The sequence below is a fragment of the Niabella sp. ZPM-14 genome (assembly GCF_055693045.2).
Window position 1 is genome coordinate 1,481,513 of the sequence record NZ_CM181148.1, and the last position, 23,649, is coordinate 1,505,161.

Below are 23,649 nucleotides of genomic sequence, written 5' to 3' on the forward strand. Positions count from 1 at the left end.
CAGTCGAACCATCTTATGTTATTGAATGAGATTCCTCGGCTTCGCTGCGCTGCGGTCGGAACGACGAACAACAATGGCCTCTATTTTACCGTCATGGTGAGCGCCTGCCCGGCCCCAAGGGGACGGGGAACATAGCGCAGCCGAACCATCTCATGTTATTGAGCGAGATTTCTCCCCGTCCGTGCCGTCCGGGGCGGGGCTCCGGTCGGAGTGACGGAAAATAATGGTTCGGTTTCCAACGGTCAGACGGGGACCGTCAGACCGGGTCGCGGAACTCCATCATTTCAACGGTCAGACGGAGACCGTCGGACCGGGGTCGCGGAACTCCCATCGTGCTGTCCTAGCAATTCATCCATTTCCTTAAAAACTTGGCCTACCCACCTCTGACCTCGGTGGGCGAAGGTTTTTCCTAAGTTGGCGAAGCCTGGAGCTGGATGGAGATACCTCTTTAGGTACACAGGGGGGATCTCAAACCTCGGCGTACGAAGCTCCGGAGCTCGGCTTTTTCGGCTACAACACTCCCCCAGGCGTGCTGTTGAGGTAGGCACCCCCACCCCCGGACCTGAATCGGCGAAGGTTTGAGGCTTCGCCAACCCGGGAAAAAGGTGCGACGACCCACCTGAGAGCCGGGCCGGGGTACCTTCGAGGTAGATTTACTTAGTGTGGAGGTGCCTTGGCGGGGTTTTGTCCCTGTTTGTAATGGAGAATGCCATTTGTTAGTCTTGATGCGAAGCGAAAGCGATCTTATGTCATTGAAAAGAGATTCCTCCGCGTGCGTACCGTCCGGACGCCAGGTTCCACTTCGGTCGAAACCACAACCCATAACGATCGTCATGGTGAGCGCAACGCAGTGGAGCCGAACCATCTCATGCTATTGAAATGAGATTCCTCCCCGTCCGTGTCGTCCGGGCGGGGCTCCGGTCCGAGCGACGGGAAACAATGGTTCGGTTTCCAACGGTCAGACGGGGACCGTCGGACCGGGGTCGCGGAACTCCCATCGTGCTGCCATAGCAATTCATCCATTTCCTTAAAAACTTAGCCTACCCACCTCTGACCTCGGCGGGCGAAGGTTTTTCCTAAGCTGACCGTCAGACCGGGTCGCGAAAGCCTGACCCGTCTTTCTTATCCCCTGCCGCTACGCTCCACATATCCCTTCAGCTCTTCGTTAAAAGCTGTTTCTTTTAACAGCTGCTCCAGGGCAATATGCATCCGGTACCTCCAGTAATGTTGCGGGTTGGCGGGGATATTAATACGTTCATCATCCGGATTGTCGCGGCGCAGTTCGGGGCTCATTCCCAGGAGATCCTGGAGTTGAAAGATACTCCACATGGCGGGCGAATACAGATGCTGCAACACGATCGCACGGTTGATCCAGGGTTCGCAAAAAAGAGGTGCGGCCCCACTCTGACCCAATTCGTTATTGTAAAACTGCTGGATCAAGGGTCTGTTTTCCTGCCACCAGCCCCGGATCGTACTCATGTCGTGAGTGGATGGCGTGACAACGGACAGGTAAGGCGCCTGAGCCGGATGAAAGAAGGTAATGCCCGGCTGCTTCGGCATTCTCTGGATTTCCAGGCTCAAGATACCGAGCTGTTTCATCACACCGGGAACCGTTTCGGGCACCATGCCCAGGTCTTCGCCGCAGATAAGCATGTTGGTGGCTTCCTTCAGCCTGGGCAGCTTTTTCAGGGCTTCCTTTCGCCAGAATTCATTCTGCCGCCGGTAAAAATAGTCGACATACATCTCCCATATCTTTTCCCGCACCTGCGGCTGCAAATGCCGGAAAGAAGTAGTCTGGTCGATCGCTATCCGGAAATGAAAGGCCGTCTTGCCGGAACCTTCCTGCTCCAACAAAATCACGTTACTGATCAGTTCATACAATCCGTCGCGCAACAAAACAGTTTCGCTGTCTGACCCATTTTTGAAAAACGCTTCGACTTTACGCTGCGTATCGAACTCAGGGAGCAACACATATTGACCGGGACCCCGCTTCTGCAGAAAACGTCCTTTCACCTGGTCTGCATGATCATGAAAGACCTCGCGCAGCACGTCGTCCGTAATATAAGGCAGGCAAAAGCGTTCGTAATCCAGCCAGACACCTTTTTCGCCAAACTCGTTGGCCTGAACAGGAATGCAGGGATCGAACCGGCCCATAATGCCCTGAACGGCATCGAGCGGAATGCTCCAGATGCGAAAAAAGCCCAGGATATGATCGATACGGAACGCATCAAAATAATGGCCCATTTGCTGAAAACGCTTGTGCCACCAGTCGAAGCCATCATCCTGCATCTTCTTCCAGTTATACGTGGGAAAGCCCCAGTTCTGGCCTTTGACGGCGAAATCATCCGGGGGCGCACCGGCCTGCAATTCCATATGATAGAGATCGGGTGCCGTCCAGGCATCACAGCCAAAGCGGTAAACGCCGATCGGGATATCGCCTTTGATGATCACGCCTTTGCTGCGCGCATAGGCGACCGCATCGCTGAGCTGCAGGTGTAGCTGGTATTGTACATAGCAATGAAATAACACCTCTTGCTGCGCTTCGTGCGCGGCATCAAAGAACGCTTCTATTGCTGCTTCCTGATAAACGCTGTTGACCGGCCATTTGCCGGAGTCCGGTGAGCCAAACTGGTCTCTCAGGTAACAAAAGGCGGCGTAGGGTTTCAGCCAGTGGCTATTTTCCCTGAAAAAAGACTGATAGCTTGACTCCTTCCGGAACGTTTGGGCAGCAGTTTGAAAAAGCTCTTGCAACACGGAGCGCTTCAGCTTCATTACGGCCTCGTAGTCCACCTGCGCCAGTTCGTTGAGTTGTTGCCGCTTGTTGCGGAGCATCTCCTTCATCTTTTTATCTTGCCTGACGTCTATGTCTTCGAGATGAATATAAAGCGGATGCAACGCAAAGGCCGAAATGGCGGCGTAGGGATAAGAATCAAGCCAGGTGCCCGTCGCCGTGGTGTCGTTTACAGGAAGGATCTGGATCAGCTTCAGGCCGGTGGCGGCCGCCCAGTCTGCCAGCAGCTTGAGGTCCTTAAACTCACCCACACCGAGGCCGCTCTTGCTCCGCAAACTGAACACGGGAATGGAGACGCCCGCCCCGCGCCAGGTCTGATCAGGCATGTTTAAAAATCCATCCTGGAGGACGGTTTGCTGTTTAGGGACGGCTTGTTCAAAACAAACGCGGTTTCCGCCCTCTTCAAAGGCGACGAACGTTTTTTCCTGGTGATCGAAAATCCCGTATTTGTAAGCAAAAGGAGATTGAGTTGTCGTCAGGTCGAGGCCCAGCGTCCACTGCTCGCCGTCAAATGTCATCGGCAGCGGACTCCCTGTATCCCACGCACCCAGGGCGTCCACTTCACCCAGCAGGCAAACCGAATGCTCGCCGCCGATGAGCGGTGCTTTCACTTTGAAGATATGCGTGTGAGCGTGTCCTGTCGGCAATGCGTCAGGCGCACGCGCGGGTAACAATACCTGCTGAAACGGAGCCGTGTAAAACGCGTTGGCGATAGCGCCGGCAAAGTTCCAGGTGTCGTAAACGGTAACCTTCTGTAGCTTGCCGTTATCTATCGATAGCGTCCGCGCCTGGTGAAACTCATCCACCTGCGCCCCTTCTTCATCTTTGAGGATATACCGGTAGGAAAAATGTTGACCGGTTTGAACTTCTGCAAGGTTTATTTCCAAACGCCAGTATTCATCGTTGAAATAGCGCATAGGTACAGGGTCCTGGCCGGATCCCAGCTCTGGCAGGTTGCCGGTGATATACAGGCGTTCGCCAAAACGGGTGTGATATTTTAGAAAGAAGATCAGTTTCATGAATTAGTCACTACTTTTATAGTGTGTACAATATACACACAATAAGATCATTTGCGCGTTAGACTTTGGATTTTTATTTCAATCAAAAGGCCAATCAGACTCCGATCACTGTGCCGTGTTGTTTCAAAAATAAAGGTTGCAAAGCACTTATTTATCAGCTGCATCGCCTAAATTTGCAGCAAAACGATATACAATATGGCTTCTGTTACAAAAAATAAAGGGTTGATGTGGGTTTTATTCCTGATCTCTACGTTTGCATTCATATTTGCCTGCTTTACGCACTGGCCGTGGCTGACGCTGATATTGCCTTTCGTTACTACTTTCTTCGTGAAAGCGATGGATATTATTTAAGTTGAAGCTCAACAATCATATTTGACCCGCCTATCGGCGGGTTTTTCTTTTATCGGCTTTTCAGGAAAACACCATGTTATACAACATTCGAAAAAAAAAGCCACGCCTATCGCGTAGCTTACCGGTCATTTCATTTACTGACTATTATTTTGTTGTCCTGATCACACCACGTATATAGCCGATCGACTCTGCTATACCGGCGAACGGATTTTTCATGTTTCGTTCATGTTCCAGGCTCAGGATGCCCGTGTAGCCTACCTTACGCATCATCTTCACGAAGGCGGGAAAGTCAATGATCCCCCGTCCTACTTCTACTGAATAGCCCTGCTTGGTAGGAGCGGTTACATCTTTCAGGTGCATATCGAACACACGCGTGTGATATTTTTTAAGATCTTCTACCGGGTCTTTTCCATTGCGGGTGTCGTGGCCAATGTCTAAACACATGCCCATACGCGGATCAAGATCTTTCACGTGCTTCCATACATCGTCGGCATCAGGGTACAGCTTGATATCCGGACCATGTAGATGTATGGCGTATTTCATATCGTACTCCTTCACCTTCTTATTGACATAGGGCAATAGCTCATAGTTAGGAACGCCTACAATCAGTTTAACCCCTACCCTTTTGGCGTACTCAAAAGCCTCATCGACTTCTTTCTCGGTCTTCATATAAATAGGTCCTACGGCATAACCGGTAACTCCTTTTGCCTTCAGCTTTTCATGAAAAGCCGCAATCTGAGCGGCATTGGCGTCTAAGGGCAAATGAAAGCTTTTGATGCACAAATAGTGTACATCGCTTTTTTCCATCGTTTCTAAAGTCGTATCAATGCCAAAATTGATAAACGTGTAGCCGGCCATGCCTACCTTAAATTTTTCGTAGGTATCGATAGGCGGCTGTGGATCGGGCCGCTTTTCCTGGGCGCTGCCCGCCAGGCTGAGTAATAAACTACAGGCAATAATCAGATTGAATTTTTTCATCCTTTATTATACTTTTTAAATGGTAATGTGCTTTATCATCATCAAAAATGCCTGATCGGATGGCAAATCGTTGTTCAATTGGCCGGAAAAATATTATGATCCGCTTATGCCTATCTTCTTTTCCTGTCTTCTTCCGCAAAGCTTTTGACAGGGAGAAAGATAATAAATATTTTGGCTTTCTCATTGCGTGCATAACATTTTTATCCTGGCGTTGTTTAAACCTTTTTCACTCTGCGAAAGGGATGGAGCCGGATGATGTGTGCCATAAGAGCGATATTTCATGCCGGTCTTTATGGCTTCAGCGGCCCCGCACTAATTCCTGGCGCTGGTAGCGCTTTCTGATCCGATGATTTGATGGGTGCTTGCGTACAGAAACGGTCAGACGGAGGCCGTCAGACCGGGTCAGGCGGGATTCCTTCCCGTCCGTCCCGGCACGGGCGGGCGCTTCGGTTCGCTTTGAAAGAGGATATTATTTTGAAATGTTCTGCTGAAAATATCGAAAGGTTAAACGACTTCCTACTCTGCGTGCTCTGCGAACAAATCTTTGCGCGCTTCGCGGTAAAAAAATCACATAAAAAGAGAAAATGTTAGGCACCCGTCTCATTTCATATGCAAGAACTTGTTGGACATTTTCGTAAACCCTGTCCGGCTCATTCTCCGTTCACCTGCGCTGACACCCTGTTCTGAAGGCTTCCTGTACGGCAGACTGGATCGGCCGGGACAGGCATACCGGCGCAAAGAATCGCCTTCTGTCCCCTCCTGAAAAACACAGCCCGAACCGGTTCGGGCAAAAAAATACCACCAGCAAAGCGGGTGGTATCTATACAATAGTATGCGTTTATTTTTTTTTAGCTGCGGCTTTGGGAGCAATCATCGCCAGCATGCGCCGCCCTTCGAGCTTGGGCATGTTTTCAAGCGTTCCAAACTCTGCCAGCCGCTCAGCAAACTTGAGCAATAACAACTGTCCACGATCCTGAAACTGGATCGCACGTCCTTTAAATTGCACATAGGCTTTTACTTTATTGCCATCTTTGAGAAAACCTTCGGCGTGCTTTGCTTTAAAGTCAAAGTCATGATCGTCCGTGTTAGGTGTAAAGCGGATTTCCTTGATCTCGGTCGCTTTACTTTTAGCCTTCATCTCCTTTTCCTTCTTCTTCTTATCGTAAAGGAATTTATTATAATCGATGATCTTGCACACGGGGGGATCTGCGGTTGGTGAAATTTCGACCAGATCCAATTCCTGCTGCTGCGCGATCTTCAGCGCTTCTTGTGTAGAATAAATGCCCACCTCTACATTGTCGCCCACGAGTCTTACCTGTGGTACCCTGATGTGATGATTGATTCGGTGTTCAGCTTCTTTCTGTGGAAAGCGTCCTCTAAAGTTGCCTCTGTTTGGTTTATTGCCTCCCGGCCTATAAGGACCACCCGCGCCAGGCGGACGGTTAAAAGTTGGTTTCTGCGGTACTGCCATCTAAAATTGATTCGTTATGCTTCTTCCCGTTCAGAAGCATTAATTATTTTTTGAATTTTAACGCCATACGGGTGTGGCATGTTAAAAAATTTTTACAAAGATGGGAATTAAACTTAGTATTCCCATCTTTTATTTTAACACTTAAACAGCGGCAATTATCTTACCAAAAATAGTGGACTGCCACCCTGTCGGCAACAAAATAGCCGAAGCTGACGCCCCGGCTATCGCTTAATATCATGACACTGTTTTAGGTCGTTTTGGGCTTTTTCTTACCGTAACTGATCTTGGTAATTAATACATACAGCACCGGTACGATGAAAATCGCCAGGGACGTGGCCGCCAACATTCCGCCAAATACCGTCCATCCGATGGTTTGCCGGCTCACAGAAGCCGCACCAGACGCGATCATCAGCGGAACCACCCCTAATATAAAGGCGAGCGAGGTCATGATGATCGGGCGGAGCCGCAGCCGCACGGCCTGCAGCGTGGCCTGTACCACATCCATTCCTTTGTCCACCCGCTCCTTGGCAAACTCTACGATCAGGATAGCGTTTTTCGCTGCCAGACCGATCAGGGTGATCAAGCCAATCTGCGCGTAGATATTGTTAGATAACTTGGGCAATAATGTCAACGCCAGGATCGATCCGAAAGCGCCCACGGGCACGGCCAGTAACACGGAGAATGGCACCGACCAGCTTTCGTACAGGGCTGCAAGGAACAGGAATACGAACACGATCGAGATAGCGAAAATCGTGGTCTGCTGATCACCCGCTGCGATCTCTTCCCGGCTCATCCCTGAAAACTCATACCCATATCCTGCCGGTAACGTCTTCGCCGCTTCGCGCAACGCCTCGATGGCTTCGCCGCTACTCGCGCCGTCTTTGGGTGCACCATTGATCTCTACCGACCGGTAGATGTTGTAGTGGGAAATTACGGCAGGCGCTTCGATCATCCTGGTCGTGATCAGCATATTAAGCGGCACCATGGCTCCCTGACTATTGCGCACGTAGTAATCTCTCAGGTCATCGAGAGATCCACGGTACAGGTAATCAGCCTGGGTCATCACCCGGAAATTCCGTCCGTAAATATTGAAGTCATTGACATAGCTACTTCCGAGGAAGTTGGAAAGCGTGCTGTACACTTCGGCCACATTCACGCCCATCTTCTTGGCCAGTTCTTTATTGACATCTACCTGGTAGCTCGGGGTTCTTGCATTGAAGAAGGTGAATGCCCTTCCAATGGCGGGCTGCGAGTTCACGGTTTGCAGGAACTTTTGCGCCACCGCCTCAAACTGTTTCACATCATCTGTAGATCCTACCTGCTGCAACTGGAAGGAGAAGCCGGCCGTAGCTCCCAGACCGGGGATCGCGGGAGGCGCAATCGGCATGACCCGGGCTTCCTTGATATCCTGCGTGGATGCGATCACTTTGGCGATCACCGCGTTCACGTGGTGCTCCGCACCTTTGCGGTCGTCCCATGCTTTCAGCTTAACGAACATGGTACCTACGTTGGATTTGGAGCTGAAGCTCACAATATTTAAACCAGCGAGACCCCCGACTACATCTACTTCGGGAAGACTTTCCACGCGCGCCATGATCTTTTTGATCATCTCGATACTTCTCGTGGTGCTGGTTCCCTCGGGCAACTCGTAGGTAACATACATCCGGCCTTCATCTTCTGTAGGGATAAATCCGGTGGCCTTTGTTTTGAACAGGAAGATCATCACAACGATGATGGCGATGAGCAAAGTCACCACATAGGGCGTTTTACGGATCCACTTTCCTACACTTTTGGTATAGCCCAGGGTCACTTTATTGAACCAGCGGTTAAACCGGTCAAAAAAGCGGGTCAGGAGGTTGCTGCTTTTTCCGCTGGTATCAGTAGGCTTCAACAGTAACATACTCAAGGCGGGCGTCAGTGACAAGGCCACAAACGCAGAGAGCAGCACCGATACCGCAATAGTAATGGCGAACTGCTGGTAGAGACGCCCTACGATACCGGGTATAAATCCAACAGGAATAAATACTGCAGCCAGGATCAGCGCGATTGCGATTACCGGCGCAGAAATTTCTTTCATGGCCTTCACCGTCGCGTCTTTGGGCGACATACCCCTGCTATCGATATTATGCTGAATGGCTTCCACTACCACGATCGCATCATCCACCACAATACCAATGGCCAACACAAATGCGAACAGGGTCAACGTGTTGATGGTAAAGCCTAACAGGTTGAAGAAGATAAAGGTTCCGATCAAAGACACAGGGATCGCAAGTACGGGAATCAACGTCGCGCGCCAGTTCTGCAGGAACAGGAACACCACCAATACCACGAGCACCAAGGCTTCGACCAGCGTGTGCATTACCTCGCTGATGGACACCTGCACCACGGTCGCTGTTTCTAAAGGCACTTTGAAATCTATGTCTTTAGGAAAAGTAGGCCGCAGCTTTTCCAAAGCCTCATTGATCCCTTCGTAGGTGTCGAGCGCGTTGGCTCCAGGCGCCTGGTAGATCAGCAGGAAAGCGGCAGGCTTACCACTTACAAATGCATTGGCTGTGTAATCAAATTTGCCTAACTGCACTTTGGCAATATCTTTCAGGTATACCACACTCCCGTCGGTGGGCCTTGTGCGAACAATAATATTTTCAAACTGCTCCGGTGTATTGATCCGGCTGTTGGTCAATAAGCTGTATTCGAATACCTGCTGATCGGCCTGCGGATTGCCACCAATGGTACCGGCTGCAGACTGCAGGTTTTGCTCCTGCAAGGCGGCGTTCACTTCGGCGGGAGCGATACCCAGCGCTGCCATTTTGGAAGGATTGAGCCACACCCGCATACTGAAGTCATCAGCACGGGAGAAGATATCGCCCACACCTTTCACACGCGCGAGGGCATCCTTTACATACAGGTTGACATAGTTTCCGATAAAGGTAGCATCGTGGGTGCCGTTGGGAGAATAGAAAGCCAGCGCGGTCATGATGCTCGGATTTCTTTTACGAACGGTCAGACCCAGTCTCTTTACCGCATCCGGCAAGGTAGGTTCTGCTACGCTTACCCGGTTCTGCACATCGAGCGTGGCAATATTAATATCTGTGCCTACTTCAAAATTGACCGTGATACTGCTCTGGCCGCTGCTGGTACTGTTACTCGTCATGTAGGTCATGCCGGGCGTACCATTGATCTGCGTTTCCATAGCAGTAGTAGTGGTTTGCTCCACCGTCTGGGCATCGGCACCGGTGAAGTTACCGGAGATCTGCACCGTGGGCGGCGAGATGTCCGGGTATTGGGCAACAGGGAGCGTGAGCATGGAAATAATACCCACTAACACAATAACGATCGAAACAACGATTGCTGTTACCGGCCTCTTTATAAATACATCTGCGATCATTAATTTTATTTTAGATGACAGGTGACAGTTCACAGATGACAGTTGTGATCATCTTCAAATTGTCAAGCGTCAACAATTTCGGTTTATTGTATCAATTTCTGGGATGACCGTTGAGCGTCACGGCCATCTGTCAACTCACAACTATCAACTCATCTTTTAACTTTAGATGTGTCTGTTGTTATCTTCGCCCCTTCTCTCAGGTTTTGCACCCCTTCGACAACAATGGTCTCTCCCGCCTGCAAACCGTCTTTGATCAATACGTTCGGGCCGATCTGCGTACCTAAGGACACTTTGCGTTGTGTCACTTTACTGCTGTCTGCCAATACATATACAAAGAAGTCGCCGAGCTGCTCTACTACTGCTTTGTAAGGGATCATGGTTGAACGGGAAGACGCAGCATTGAGTACACGCACTGTTCCGCTCATACCTGCTTTTAACAGCTGGTTATTGTTGGGAAAGACCAGGCGTACTTTGATGGCGCCGGTTTGCGGATCGACCGCGCGGTCAATGATCTGCAACTTACCATGCTGAGGATATACGTCATCGCCGAAGGCCAGCGAAAAAGTAGAGTCAACGGTATTCTGCGCATTCTGAAGTTTAGAGAAGCGGTAGATCTCGCTCTGATCGATTACGAAATCGGCTGCCATCGGATTGTCGGTAGAGATGGTATTTAAGATAGACTGGCCCGCTACAACCGAGGTTCCCATTCTCACCTGGGAGATGCCAATGGTTCCGCTGAACGGCGCGTAGATCGTCGCAAAATTTACATTGGCACGAACCGCGTTGGCCGATGCCCTCGCTGCTGCCAGTTGCTTTTTAGCTGCGGCCAGCGCTGCATCTGCATAGTCTACCTGCTGTTTCGCTACGGCATCCTGTTTGTCCAGCGCGTGATAGCGCTCCGCATCTTTCTGAGCTTTTACAAGGTTGGTTTCCTGCACGGCCACTTCGGCCAGCGCTGCCTGGTAATTCGCCTGGTAGGTCTGCTGATCGATGGTATATAATTTCTGACCCTTTACGACTTTGGCACCATCCTTAAAATGGATACCGGTTATATAACCTGTCACCTGCGGCCGGATCTCTGATTGATTTAATGGAACTAATGTGGCAGGGTATTCATCATAATAAACAGCGTTACCGCTTTCAGATACCTGAACCACCGCAACCGGCACCGGGGCATTGGCGGGAGGCGCCTGCTGCTGTTTTCCTTTGCAGGCAACGAGAGTTAACAGTAAAGCAGGAACTATGGACACCTTTGTGATATTCATCCGTAAGTATTTAATATTTTTAATGGCCGGATAGAGCTCCGCAGTGAAAATATTGCTGGTTGCGACACTTGTCATGCTTCGTTTCATCCGTAAGTATTTGATATTTCTAATGGTTCGGTTCGTGCCTGGAAAATGACGCCATTGCCGAATGTTGTCAATGACTTCTTCCCGGTAGGCCTTATCCCTGGTTTGTTTTTTATTATTTCTGATCTACATCGATTGAACCTTCAGCCTTCTGTACATCGATCTTGGCACTTAGTAAGCCATACACTGCATTGAAATAATTGATCTGGGCAGCACGGAGATCGGTTTGCGCAGTGATGAGCTCCAGGTAGGTCTTGATCCCCTCACGATATTGCAGTTCGATGATGCGGTGCACGTCGGCGGCCAGTTCCATGTTTTCTTTCAACGCAACGTAGTTGGCCAGGTTGGCTTTGTATTGAGACATAGCCGTCTTGTACTCACTGCTGGCCTGGTTGGCGAAATCAACTAGATCCAGTTCGGTCTGCTCCACCTGCCTTTCTGCAATGATGATATTGTTCTTTCTTTTGCCTCCCTGGAAAATGGGGAAGCCCAGTGTCAGACCTGCATAGGAGTTAGGAAAACCCTGGTTGTACAACCTTGCAAAATCGTCATTGAGGAAATTCCTGATATAAGCTCCGTTGGCCGATAACGTAGGAATGTAGCTCCACTTGTTGTACCGCACATTGGCCTGTTGCAGTCTCAGCTGCGCCTGCAACTGCTGATATTCTACCCTTCTGGTATAACCAGCATTGGCCAGTGTATCGAGATAGATCTCGCCTTCCAGCGTAGTGCTGTCATACTCCAGCGCCAGGTCTCTTTCTGACGGATAGTTCATCAGGTATTTCAGATTAGCGATCTTGGCCTTCAGCGCTTCTTCTATTTCTTTCTTAGAAGCAAGGGCATTATTGAGGGCAATAGTGGCGCGCTGATAATCGGTTTTATCTGTAACACCTGCGTCGTAGCGGGCCCGCGCATCTTTAAGGCTGCGCGACAGCATGACAATATTCTCTTCAGTGATCTTTAGCTGCTGCTCGGTTGCCAGAAGATCGTAAAAGTTCTTAGAAACATTTACGACCAGGTTGATCCGGGCATTTTCCGTTTGCCTGGCAGCTACTTGTCTTACATCTTCTTTTGTTCGGCTGGCCAGCAACGCATCTCTGTTGAAGATGTTTTGAGTGGCGGAAAGCTGCAGTGCAGAAGTATTGTAAACACCGAAACGAACCTGGTTACCCCCGATGATATTTACGGGCAACTGGAAGTTTCTTTGATAAGTATAATTGAAGTTGAGCTGAGGGTACCAGTCTGCCAGGCGGTTTTTGATCTGAAGATCGGTGATCTCCTGGTTGATCTGGGCTTGCTTGACGGCGGGCTGATTGGCCAGGGCATAGTCGATGATCCCGTCGAGGGTCGCACGCTCCAGCGGCAGGCTGTCTGCGGTTTGCCCGTGGGCCGTATAAAATGAAAAAGAACCAAAGACGCTAACAGCTGTTAGGGCCAGTTTAAAGTTTAATTTCTTAAAAAGAAAATTCATAAAACAAAATTTACCCGATCCAATCGGCTACACCAACCTGTTAATCAGTTTGATCCAGTCAAAACAACCGATTGGCAAGGTTTGTTCAAACACAAATCAAATCTGTTAAAAATTTTTTCTCAGGGCAAGCGATGTTTTAAAAAGTAAAAACACTTTGACGTCATTTTTGCTTGTATATTGCGGATGCTTTAATTTATTTTTACAGAACCGGACTGTGCAGTTATTTTATATATGGCTTTGTATGAAAGCTAACTGCTTCTTTAAATGGACATAAAAGCCACTATATTCAAACTACCCCATCGTTATTGCTACTTTATTTTTTTACCTCCTCTAAAATTGATCTGTTACGTTAAAGCATGCAGAAAAAACGCTATTTAAAAAAATACGCGGCGCTCATGCGCTGGGTGAATCGCTTTATCAATATGGGCGTCACGATCGAAACCAGCTTCGAAGACACGCGTCGCATCCGGATCGCTAACATCATAGGCTTTACCGGCTTTTTTTCCTCTTGTATATTTTTTGTCACCAACCTGGCAAACGACCGCAATATACTGGCTTCCCTGAATGGCATCACGATGGTATCAATGGCTTCCCTGGTTTGGGTCAATTACAGGCGCTGGTATGTCACGGGACACGTCGTGATCGCTGCCATCATGAGTGGTGTTTTTGCTGTTACCGGGTTCCTGTATCACAATGGGATGGAGTTTTACCTGCTGATCGTTGCCGCGATTGTGATGACCATTACGAAGAAGCATTCGAAGGTCCAGATCCTGTACGTTATTAATTGCCTGGTGTTTATCGGGCTGCTCTGGACAAGCAGTCTCCTGCCCCCGGGTCAGAAAGTGCCTCCGTCGATCTATGCGATAAATCTCACCGTTTGGGTACTTTTCTATGTTCTTTTCTTCTGGTATTTCAGAAAACTGGGCAGGAACAATCAGGCAGAGATCGAGCACCGCAACCGGCAGCTGCAACACCAGCAATTGAAACTGATCGAACAGACAGAGCAGCTGGAACTCAGCAACCGGCAACTAAAGGTGCTAAACAGCACTAAGGAAAAGCTTTTTTCTATCGTGGCGCATGATGTGCGCAGCCCGATATCGGGGTTGAAAGCGACACTGAACCTGTTTAACCAGAATATAGTGACGAAGGAGGAATTCATGGAACTGTCGCGTGAACTGTCCGTTCAGCTCGATCAATTGTACCAAAGCCTGGAAAACCTGCTCAAATGGAGCAACCGGCAAATGCAGGGCATCGATACGAAAAAGCAACGGGTCTACCTTGAGCCCCTGCTGACAGACACTTTAGCGCTGCTTCAATATAACCTGGTCAATAAGAATATCCAGGCGAATGTGATCAGTGAAGGCAATCACCTGATTGAAGCGGATCCGGATCATATCAAACTCGTGATCCGCAACCTGCTTTCGAACGCGATCAAGTATAGCTATGCCGGGGACAAGATCGACCTGGTTGTAGAACGCGTGGGTGCTTTTATCCATCTCTCTGTGATCGATAGCGGCCTGGGCATGAAAGAAGAAGCGGTTGAGGCGCTTTTCCTGGAGACATCCATCCGCTCGTCGCGCGGCACTTCTAATGAAAAAGGCACCGGCATGGGGCTGAAGCTGAGCAAAGAATTTGCGGAACGAAACGGCGGCAGCATTACCGTTGAATGTGAGCCCGGCCTCGGCTGCGCCTTTACACTGAGCATCCCCGCTGCTGCGGAGCCTGACGCCGTCTGATTCCTACGGCGCTAACTGATCTACCCCAGCTGTGTTCTTTGGGGGGATCCGTAAAAAAATGATACGACCTAAAGCGCTGCCTTTTGCAAATCTGTATTTTCACGGACAAGAACTAATTCGAGAAATAAAATCGCCTTTGAATGCATAGTGTATTACCCTTTTTGCTCGCAATGGTGGCGGCTGTTGTGTTGTTGGAAATGTTGGCTACCAAACTGAAGATCGCTTATCCTGTTTTGCTGGTGGTCGCCGGGTTGCTAATCAGCTTTATACCCAAATTGCCGCTGGTAAAAATCAATCCTGACCTGATCTTTTTTATTTTCCTGCCGCCTTTGTTATTTGACGCAGCCTGGTCTATCTCTTTTAAAGAGATGAAAAAGTGGTGGCGGATCATTGGCAGTTTCGCTTTCCTGGTCGTTTTCTTCACTGCCTTTTCGGTGGCGGTTGTCACTAATTATTTTATCCCTGGCTTTACCATCGCGTTGGGTTTCCTGCTGGGCGGCATCGTTTCGCCTCCGGATGCCGTGAGCACAGGCGCCATTATGAAATTTGTAAAGATCCCGAGGTCTACCACCGCGATCCTGGAGGGAGAAAGCTTACTGAATGACGCTTCGTCGCTGATCATCTTTCGCTTTGCCCTGGTAGCGGTCGGAACCGGACAATTTATCTGGCAGGAAGCGGCCCTGAGCTTTTTGTGGATGGTGATCGGCGGCGCGGGAATCGGGCTATTACTGGGCTGGCTCTTTGTACAGGCCCATAAACGTTTGCCCACTGATGCGCCATCAGACACCGCATTGACATTGATCGAACCCTATTTTATGTATTGGATCGCGGAGCAATTTCACAGCTCCGGCGTCCTGGCCGTGGTGAGCGGCGGACTGTACATGGCGAACAAGCGACTGCTTTTCCTGAACAGCACCAGCCGTGTCAGGGGGTACAGCGTCTGGGAAAGCTTTGTATACATTTTAAATGGTATCGTCTTCCTGCTGATCGGACTGGAACTTCCGGAAATCGTGCAGGGCCTGCGATCGAAAGGACTTCCTTTAAGCACCGCCATTGGATATGGCTTGCTGGTTACCGGCATCCTGATTGCCGCAAGGATCATCAGCTCTTATGCAGCGCTCCTGGCTACCATGATCTTCAGGCCCAGCGTGGCTCGTCGTATGAACAACGGAAGAAGCCGTAAACGCCGGTGGCTGATGCCGCTGATCCTGGGCTGGACGGGCATGCGCGGTGTGGTGTCGCTGGCGGCCGCATTGGCGATACCGGTCACACTGGACGACGGCACCGCATTTCCTTACAGGAATCTCATTCTGTTTATCACGTTTGTGGTCATCCTGCTTACGCTATTGGTACAGGGATTGACGCTCCCCTACCTTATCAAACGCACCCGATTGCTGGATATATTTGATGAGGACAAAGAGGATAAGGCGATGCTGCAGGAGCTCAGGACCCGTCTCCGGGAAAACAGTTATCATTTCCTGAAAAACAAATATGAGCACGAACTGCAGGATTATGCCGGCATGGAAAAGTTCATGCATCACCTGGAAGAAAAAAGAAAAGCCGCTAATGATGACTGGATGAATGAAAAGACAAAACTGATTTTCTTTGAAATGCTGGAACATCAAAGGCAGTTTCTTGCTGAGATCAACAAAAGCACAGATATCCATGAGGAATATATCCGCCGGCAACTTTACCAAATCGACCTGGAAGAAGAACGACTGAAAACGGTGTAACACTTGCCGCAGGCGATCTTAGCGACTTTAATGATGCCAGACAGCACCTCTTTCGAGGCTTTGCGTGAAAAGACACGCCTATTGAGGTTTCTCGCAAAGGCACTAAGACACAAAGATCGATTAAAAAATGACGCTTCCTTTGTGGCCTTGCGCGAAAAGATACGACCCTTGAGGGTTCTCGCAAAGGCGCTGAGGCACAAAGATCGATTAAAAAAGGCTCTTCGTATTCATGGTGGCCACAGACTATTTTGAAGAGTTGCTCGCAAAGGCGCTAAGACATGAAGATCGATTAAAAAATGACGCTTCCTTTATGGCCTTGCGCGAAAAGATACGACCCTTGAGGGTTCTCGCAAAGGCGCTGAGGCACAAAGATCGATTAAAAAAGGCTCTTCGTATTCATGGTGGCCACAGACTATTTTGAATAGTTGCTCGCAAAGGCGCCAAGACACGAAGATCGATTAAAAACGACACTCCCTTTGCGGCTTTGCGTGAAAAGACACGCCTCTTGAGGGTTCTCGAAGAGACGCTGAAACACGAAGATCGATTTAAGGCTCTTCATATTTGCTGCACCCTTCGTGCGAAAGTCCTCGGCTTTAGGCCTGATCAATATTGAAGGGTATTAATTATCTGCCTTCTCTTCTATTTCCTTCAGGATGTCGTCTAAGAATTCATCGACACTTTTAACGCCGGCATCTCCTTTGCCCTGTCTGCGGATGGCAACTTTATTATCGGCCATTTCTTTTTCACCGACCACCAGCATGTAAGGAATTTTGTGCAGTTCTGTATCCCTGATCTTTTTACCGATCTTTTCGTTGCGGTCGTCCACTTCTGCGCGAACGCCTGCCCGTTTCAGTTTCTTCTCTACTTCTTTGGCGTAAGGAAGATATTTATCACTGATGGGCAACACCTTCACCTGCACAGGCGACAACCAAACCGGGAATTTGCCGGCATAATGTTCCAGCAGGAACCCAATGAAGCGCTCATGAGTACCCAAAGGCGCCCGGTGAATGATCAGCGGCACTTCCGGCTCATTGTTCTGATTGGTGAAGCTGAGGTTGAAACGACGGCCCTGCGCAAAGTCTACCTGGTTGGTCGCCAGCGTAAACTCCCGCCCAATGGCGCTCCAGATCTGAACATCGATCTTCGGTCCATAGAAAGCACCTTCGCCTTTTACTTCTACGTAAGGAATGTTACTTTCTATCAGCACATTTCTCACCAGCTCTTCTGTTTCAAGCCACAGTTCAGGCTCGTTGATATATTTCTGGCCCAGCTTTTCAGGGTCATGTAAACTTAAACGCATGATGTATTTATCGATCCCGAATATCTTGAAATACTTCAGGTACATGTCATTCACCGCACGGAACTCAGCAGCAAATTGCTCTTTGGTACAATAGATATGCGCATCGTTCATATGCAGGCAGCGCACACGCATCAGTCCAAACAGTTCACCACTCTGCTCATATCGGTAACAGGTACCATATTCTGCAATCCGGTAAGGAAGATCGCGGTAGCTTTTTGGCTCTGCATCAAATATTTTATGGTGATGCGGGCAGTTCATCGATTTCAGGTAATACTTTTCTCCATCGAGCTCCATCGGCGGGTACATGCTGTCTGCATAGTAAGGCAGGTGACCGCTGGTGAGGTACATGCTTTCTTTTGCAATATGCGGTGTTACCACTCTTTTATACCCGGCATCCTGTTCCGTTTCTTTGGCCAGTTGTTCCAACTCCTCGATGATCACGGTTCCATTGGGCAACCAGAGGGGTAATCCTTGTCCTACCATGTCGTCCATAGTAAAGATGCCGAGTTCTTTACCCAGCTTGCGGTGGTCGCGCTTTTTGGCTTCTTCCAGCATAGCCAGGTGCTCGTCCAGCTCTTTTTGATTGGGGAAACTGATACCATATACGCGCGTCAGCATTTTGTTTTTTTCATCCCCTTTCCAGTAAGCGCCGGCAACACTGGTGAGCTTCACCGCTTTGATGATCCCTGTGCTGGGAATATGCGGCCCGCGACAGAGGTCCGTAAAGTTACCTTGTGAGTAAAAAGTGATCTCTCCGTCGGTAAGATTGTTGAGCAGATCGAGCTTGTACTCGTCACCTTTATCTGAAAAATATTGAATCGCTTCTGCCTTTGGCATTTCCTTCCTGATGTAAGGGCTATTGGTTTTAGCCAGCTCGTTCATTTTCTTTTCCAGCGCGGCCAGGTCATCTTCCGAGAGCTTCCTGTCGCCCAGGTCCATATCATAATAGAATCCGCCGGAATCCAATGCCGGGCCTACCCAGAACTTTACCCCGGGATATGCCGCCTCCACTGCTTCTGCCATCAGGTGGGCAGAGGAATGCCAGAAAGCCTTCTTTCCGTCGAGGTCATTCCACGTCAGCAATACCAGATCCGTATCCTGGTTGATCGCACGGGTAGCATCCCATACTTCTCCGTTTACTCTAGCCGCAATGACCTTGCGGGCCAGTCCTTCAGATATAGACTTGGCTATATCCATTGCAGTCACGCCTGCCTCATATTCTCTTTTAGCCCCATCAGGGAAAGTAATTGTAATCATATTTCTGGTCTCTGTAGAAATTTTATAAGTGCGCTAAATTAACAAACTATTGCGAGAGCGCGAGATAAGAGTATCGAATTCTCCTTTCACCAACGACTGCTCCATATCCACAACGATCTCGTTTTGGAAAGGCAAGCATTATTTATGAACAGCCGACAGAACTTTAAAAAAAAATTTTTGTTTATCTGTTACGTTGGCGATCAACGCGTCGTCTACGAACAAAGGCCGCCTGGACAGGCAGCCTTTTCTTGGATTCTGCGGACCGTCACTATCCTACCTCTTCTCAGGTTAGGTAGTAAACAGAACACAATCTTCAGACCCCCCAAACAAGGGGGGCTCTTTTTTTATAGCATTGACTACCGTTGATAACCGGTCGCCGTTATTATATAGAGTGTATGACTATCAGCCCTTCGGAAAAAAGATCCCATCCACGGCTGTTATGCCTAAATAGTTAGCAGCTTTCTATAAGATGGTGCAATATACTACATATACACTTTTTTTAGCATCTTTTTTACTTGTTTCGTATTATAAATACTCTTTCATGACAAACGTGACCGTTGATGTATTCCTCAACATCATCAATAACGTCAGGTAGGCGACTAACTCAACCGGGGAAAAGGATCTTTGAATGGTATCTTTTCGTCGAACAGGTATTGCTCCTCTTCTCTCAGGAGACACTGTTCTAATTCGCCCTTCACTTTTTGCGGATCGATATGCTGACCGATAAACACAAGCTCGTTCATCCGGTCTCCCCATCGTGCGCTCCAACGGGCTTCAATGATATCCCTGTTCTGCACATAAGCCGGATGCTTTAACCGTTCCGCGGCCGGCAAGCCACACCACCAAATGCCCGCCGGTTCTAACCGCGAGGAGCCACCCGCCTGCGAGAAGCCAATGGCCTGATCGGGACGGGAGGCCAGCCAAAACAATCCCTTGGCCCGGATAATGTTTTCGGGGTATTGATGATTGAGATACTCCCAAAAGCGCCAGGGATGAAAGGGTTTCTGGTTGCGGAAGACAAAGGAGCTGATACCGTAGGCTTCGGTTTCTGGCGTATGTGATGCTGCCTCCAGCTCCCGCTCCCAGCCTGCGGTCTGCTCAGCTTCATGGATATCGAATAATTCAGTATTAATAATCAATGCCGGATCAATTTTGCCAAATGACATCCGCTCAATACGCGCCCTCGGGTTCATCTTGTGGATAGCGGCTTGTAGTAAACCAACGGTAGCTTCACTTACCAGGTCAGTTTTATTGAGCAAGATGACATCGGCAAATTCTACCTGGTCCGTCAATAAGTTGACCACCGTGCGGTCGTCGCCTTCAAGATCGCTTAGCGCCCGGTCTTTTAACAACTCGTGGGTGCCAAAGTCGCGGAAAAAGTTGAAGCAGTCCACCACCGTTACCATGGTGTTGATGTAGCTGAACTGTGAAAGATCGATGCCTTGTTGCTCATCGATATAAGAAAAAGTTTGTGCGACCGGAACCGGCTCACTGATGCCGGAGCTTTCGATCAGCAGGTAATCGAACCGGCCTTCCCTGGCAAGCTGCTCAACCGCCCTAACCAGATCTTCCCTTAGCGTGCAGCAGATGCAGCCGTTGCTCATCTCCACCAGCTTCTCTTCGGTTCTTGAAAGAACATTTTCATTTTCGATCAGCCGGGCATCGATATTGACTTCGCTCATATCATTCACAATGACTGCGACCTTCAGACCGTGCTTGTGATGAAGGATATGATTAAGCAATGTAGTTTTTCCTGCACCTAAAAAACCACTGAGCACAGTGACCGGAAGTTTACGGTCACAACGGCCCTTTGGATCATTAGTATGATTCATCTTGATAGTTTTCGTTGTGATTAATGATTATAGAGTACCAGCCGCCCGCTTGTACCAACCGATCACCTGTTGAAGGTGCTCCGCGCCGTAGCATTCAGCAAACCTTTTGGTTTCGGGATGGGCCATGTCATTATAAACCGCGAGACGACCGGCAATAAAGTCCTGGGTTAACGCCACACCGCATTCGTAGACGATGCAGTGAAGCCACTGTTCAAATGTCTGTGGTATCATGTATACTGATTTTAATCCCGGATGCCGGCGGCATCCAACAGGAGCTGATGTAGTTCATAATTTTTTACAAAGGGCCTGAGCCGTTCGCTTCCGGGCCCCATCATAGCCAGCTCGACATAGTCGGCCGAATGATCCATAGAGCCCCAACCTACGGAAGTATGTTTTTGCTGTATCTCTGCCAGGTACCGGAAAGGAAGTTTTCGCGGGTTGTACAAACCAACCTCATCGGATTGCTGGTAATGCCGCAGCAACGACCGGGCCTCTTCGGCTGTAGCCACCCATCCCTGTGCATATTCGATCCGCCCGATCACTTGCTGGTAAGTGGAACCGGGGTGAAAGTTGTTTAACAGCCAGTCATTGGTATGCCGGAAGCCGCTGATCTTATCGAATTGATCGTTACTTTCTTTACCATAAAACAATCCGGGATTGGCATTGCCATGATCGGTAGTGATGACGACCAGGGTGTTGCCGTCCTTCTCTGCAAACGCAACGGCCGCAGCCACTGCTTCATCAAACGCCACCTGCTCATGAATAAGCGCAGCTATATCGTTGGCATGGGCCGCCCAATCTACCTTACCGGCCTCTACCTGCAACACAAAGCCATTGGCATTCCTGTTTAATCTGGAGATAGCCGCTTCCGTCATCTCTTTTAAAGTAGGAACCTGGTTGATCAGCGCTTGATCATTTTCGCGGTCAAGCGCGTAAGGCAGTCCTCCGTTATAAAATACGCCCAGGACAGGCCGGTCACTTTTATTCATCTGCAATAAAGCAGGCCGGTTGGTAATCACATCAAATTGCTGACGGCGAAAATCTGTCAACAGGTCATGCCGGTCTTTGCGGTCGCCGGCTGTAAAATTGTCTTTACCACCACCCATCATGACGTCGAAGCGCAGGCCGAGATACTGAGAGGCGATGCTATCCATGTCACCCCGGCTTCTACTGGCAACGCAAAATCCGGCGGGGGTTGCATGAGCAACCGGCACGGTGGTAACACAGCCAACGGACTTGCCGGCGGCTTTACATTTCTGAAGGATCGGCTTATTGACACTGCCATCCGCATTCGTATTGAGCGAGCCATTGGGCACCCGAACGCCCCCGCCCCACGCTGAGCTGGCAGCGGCCGAATCTGTCACCAGCGAATCGGCCGAAGCGGTATCCATCAGCGCCCGCTTAACCTTGTCTTCGCGATACAGTTGCAGCCAGGTACCTGGCGTTCCGTTTTTACGTTGCAGGTAGATATCGGTCATATTTAGTGTGCCGATACTCATACCATCACTTACCATGAATATGATATTGCGGGCAGTCTTGTCTTGCTGCTTGCCGCTATTGACTGAAGCGCCGGCATCCTTGCCCAATAACGTTGTACCGAGAAAGGCCAGCGAGCCATTGCGAAAAAAGGTTCTCCGTTTCATATTTATATATTTAGTTTGTCCCCTCCTATTCGTATACTGATCTTAGTAGCTACTGCTATTGTTTTTTATAACTGCCGAAGTAGTACAGGCCCTGGAGCCGGAACACCGTTAATGAGTCTCCGTTGACAAACCCCATCTCCACCGTACTCCCGTTCTTGTATTTAAAGGCGCTGTTATTGATGATAACAGGTTTCTTATCAAATGCGATCGTGGTGGCATTATCGCCCGAACCATAGGCCGCGCCTGTTTCATCAAATTGATATATCCAGTTCGTTTGATAGCTGGAAGGGCCCATTTTAAATTCTTCGCCTTTAAACGTTTGTCCGGCGAACTGGTTGGAAGAGGCAATCTTTATCAAAGACCCGGTGGCCTGGTATTCCAATGTCAGAGCCTTGTATTTTGCAGAAGTGAGCTCGTGCTTCCCGTTGATAGCATACCGGGCTTCGCGGTAATTATTCGGATCGCGGACAATAACAATAAGCGAGTCTTTAGTTAGCATGTAATCCGCTTGCAATTCACTGTTGCTGCTTATAAACACCGCTTTATTGTCTTTTAACAACTGTATGAGGTAGACACTTTTATAGGATTGACTGGAAGGCGCTATCGTACCGGCTATATAGTGATCGGTGATCTCAAAAGGTTCATCACGGTTAGCCGGCTGGTCGTTCTTTTTACTACAACTGATAATGATAAGGCTACCTATCCATCCGAAGACAAATAATTTTATTTTGTTCATGATTTTTATTGATTTGAAAATATGGGATCAGGCCGCCGGCTTTTAAAAGAGCCGGCTTCCGCGAACCGAATGAAAGCGATGCCCGCATAAGCATCGCGGTGATCCATTGGAACAGGGTGAATAGCGCATGACGACTTTAGCCAGCGCCAATAATAAATTGATTGATGAAGTGTATTAACAATGGTTTGCGGGAGGGCCACGATTGATCGGGAAGCGTAAGCCGGTTTCAGGAGTTCCGGCATCGTACAAATGCTGACCCACCGGGCAAAACAACGGCGCTTTTAACTCCGGGAAAGGTAAGGGCAAAGTGCTGCCGTTCAGCTGATGAACGATCTGGTCACAGGCATAACAATGGCTTGCAAGCCCCGACACTATTTGCCCGTGTATGCTGTCAGGGCAAGGCTTCAAATGATGATGATGAAAAACAGGCACAGCAGCGACTACCATGATTGATAGCAAGAACAAAGCAAAAAGCTTGTTTTTAAAACGTCCGCTGTGGATATCCTTTTTCAAAATCGCAACAAAGTTGCATTTTTTATTTTACACGGCCAAACGGTTTCCTGGAAATGGTCGCATGTAAGAACGCCATCACTTTAG

15 protein-coding genes are annotated in these 23,649 nt (G+C 49.2%); 3 read left to right on the top strand and 12 right to left on the bottom strand.

What is annotated here, in order from left to right:
• Window positions 1–1,122: 1,122 nt before the first annotated feature.
• Entirely contained in the window at window positions 1,123–3,810 is a 2,688-nt protein-coding gene (locus ACU37H_RS06375; RefSeq protein ID WP_472705499.1) for a 4-alpha-glucanotransferase, read from the bottom strand.
• A 195-nt stretch (window positions 3,811–4,005) separates the two neighbouring features.
• Here ACU37H_RS06375 and ACU37H_RS06380 point away from each other — a divergent pair, with 195 nt between their 5' ends.
• A complete protein-coding gene (locus ACU37H_RS06380) occupies window positions 4,006–4,161 on the top strand; it encodes a hypothetical protein (RefSeq protein ID WP_472705497.1) in 156 nt (51 codons plus the stop codon).
• Window positions 4,162–4,305: 144 nt separating this feature from the next.
• Here the strand turns inward: ACU37H_RS06380 and ACU37H_RS06385 are convergent, their stop codons facing one another.
• The 5 genes from ACU37H_RS06385 to ACU37H_RS06405 form a co-directional block, all read right to left on the bottom strand.
• Complete coding sequence (locus ACU37H_RS06385) at window positions 4,306–5,139, bottom strand: sugar phosphate isomerase/epimerase family protein (RefSeq protein ID WP_472705495.1); 834 nt, start codon at window positions 5,137–5,139, stop codon at window positions 4,306–4,308.
• Between the two features lie 838 nt (window positions 5,140–5,977).
• On the bottom strand, window positions 5,978–6,610 hold the full coding sequence (gene infC, locus ACU37H_RS06390; protein WP_472705493.1) for a translation initiation factor IF-3: 633 nt from the start codon (window positions 6,608–6,610) through the stop codon (window positions 5,978–5,980).
• A 247-nt stretch (window positions 6,611–6,857) separates the two neighbouring features.
• A complete protein-coding gene (locus ACU37H_RS06395; protein ID WP_472705492.1) occupies window positions 6,858–9,995 on the bottom strand; it encodes an efflux RND transporter permease subunit in 3,138 nt (1,045 codons plus the stop codon).
• A gap of 149 nt (window positions 9,996–10,144) precedes the next feature.
• Window positions 10,145–11,347 (bottom strand): efflux RND transporter periplasmic adaptor subunit, encoded by a 1,203-nt coding sequence (locus tag ACU37H_RS06400; RefSeq protein ID WP_472705490.1) that lies wholly within the window; start codon window positions 11,345–11,347, stop codon window positions 10,145–10,147.
• Window positions 11,348–11,459: 112 nt separating this feature from the next.
• A complete protein-coding gene (locus ACU37H_RS06405) occupies window positions 11,460–12,815 on the bottom strand; it encodes a TolC family protein (RefSeq protein ID WP_472705488.1) in 1,356 nt (451 codons plus the stop codon).
• Between the two features lie 356 nt (window positions 12,816–13,171).
• Here ACU37H_RS06405 and ACU37H_RS06410 point away from each other — a divergent pair, with 356 nt between their 5' ends.
• Both ACU37H_RS06410 and ACU37H_RS06415 read left to right on the top strand, forming a co-directional pair.
• Window positions 13,172–14,551, top strand: a complete 1,380-nt coding sequence (locus ACU37H_RS06410; protein WP_472705486.1) for an ATP-binding protein — start codon at window positions 13,172–13,174, stop codon at window positions 14,549–14,551.
• Between the two features lie 140 nt (window positions 14,552–14,691).
• Window positions 14,692–16,284, top strand: a complete 1,593-nt coding sequence (locus ACU37H_RS06415; RefSeq protein WP_472705484.1) for a Na+/H+ antiporter — start codon at window positions 14,692–14,694, stop codon at window positions 16,282–16,284.
• Window positions 16,285–16,903: 619 nt separating this feature from the next.
• Here the strand turns inward: ACU37H_RS06415 and thrS are convergent.
• The 6 genes from thrS to ACU37H_RS06445 form a co-directional block, all read right to left on the bottom strand.
• On the bottom strand, window positions 16,904–18,841 hold the full coding sequence (gene thrS / locus ACU37H_RS06420) for a threonine--tRNA ligase (RefSeq protein WP_472702358.1): 1,938 nt from the start codon (window positions 18,839–18,841) through the stop codon (window positions 16,904–16,906).
• Between the two features lie 599 nt (window positions 18,842–19,440).
• Window positions 19,441–20,673 (bottom strand): GTP-binding protein, encoded by a 1,233-nt coding sequence (locus tag ACU37H_RS06425; RefSeq protein ID WP_472702357.1) that lies wholly within the window; start codon window positions 20,671–20,673, stop codon window positions 19,441–19,443.
• A gap of 27 nt (window positions 20,674–20,700) precedes the next feature.
• Complete coding sequence (locus ACU37H_RS06430; RefSeq protein WP_472702356.1) at window positions 20,701–20,904, bottom strand: hypothetical protein; 204 nt, start codon at window positions 20,902–20,904, stop codon at window positions 20,701–20,703.
• Window positions 20,905–20,915: 11 nt separating this feature from the next.
• Complete coding sequence (locus ACU37H_RS06435; RefSeq protein ID WP_472702355.1) at window positions 20,916–22,316, bottom strand: alkaline phosphatase; 1,401 nt, start codon at window positions 22,314–22,316, stop codon at window positions 20,916–20,918.
• A gap of 55 nt (window positions 22,317–22,371) precedes the next feature.
• Window positions 22,372–23,052, bottom strand: a complete 681-nt coding sequence (locus ACU37H_RS06440) for a hypothetical protein (RefSeq protein ID WP_472702354.1) — start codon at window positions 23,050–23,052, stop codon at window positions 22,372–22,374.
• A 174-nt stretch (window positions 23,053–23,226) separates the two neighbouring features.
• The gene (locus ACU37H_RS06445) at window positions 23,227–23,517 is read right to left on the bottom strand and encodes a hypothetical protein (protein ID WP_472702353.1); all 291 of its coding nucleotides are present in this window, start codon (window positions 23,515–23,517) and stop codon (window positions 23,227–23,229) included.
• Window positions 23,518–23,649 lie beyond the last annotated feature (132 nt).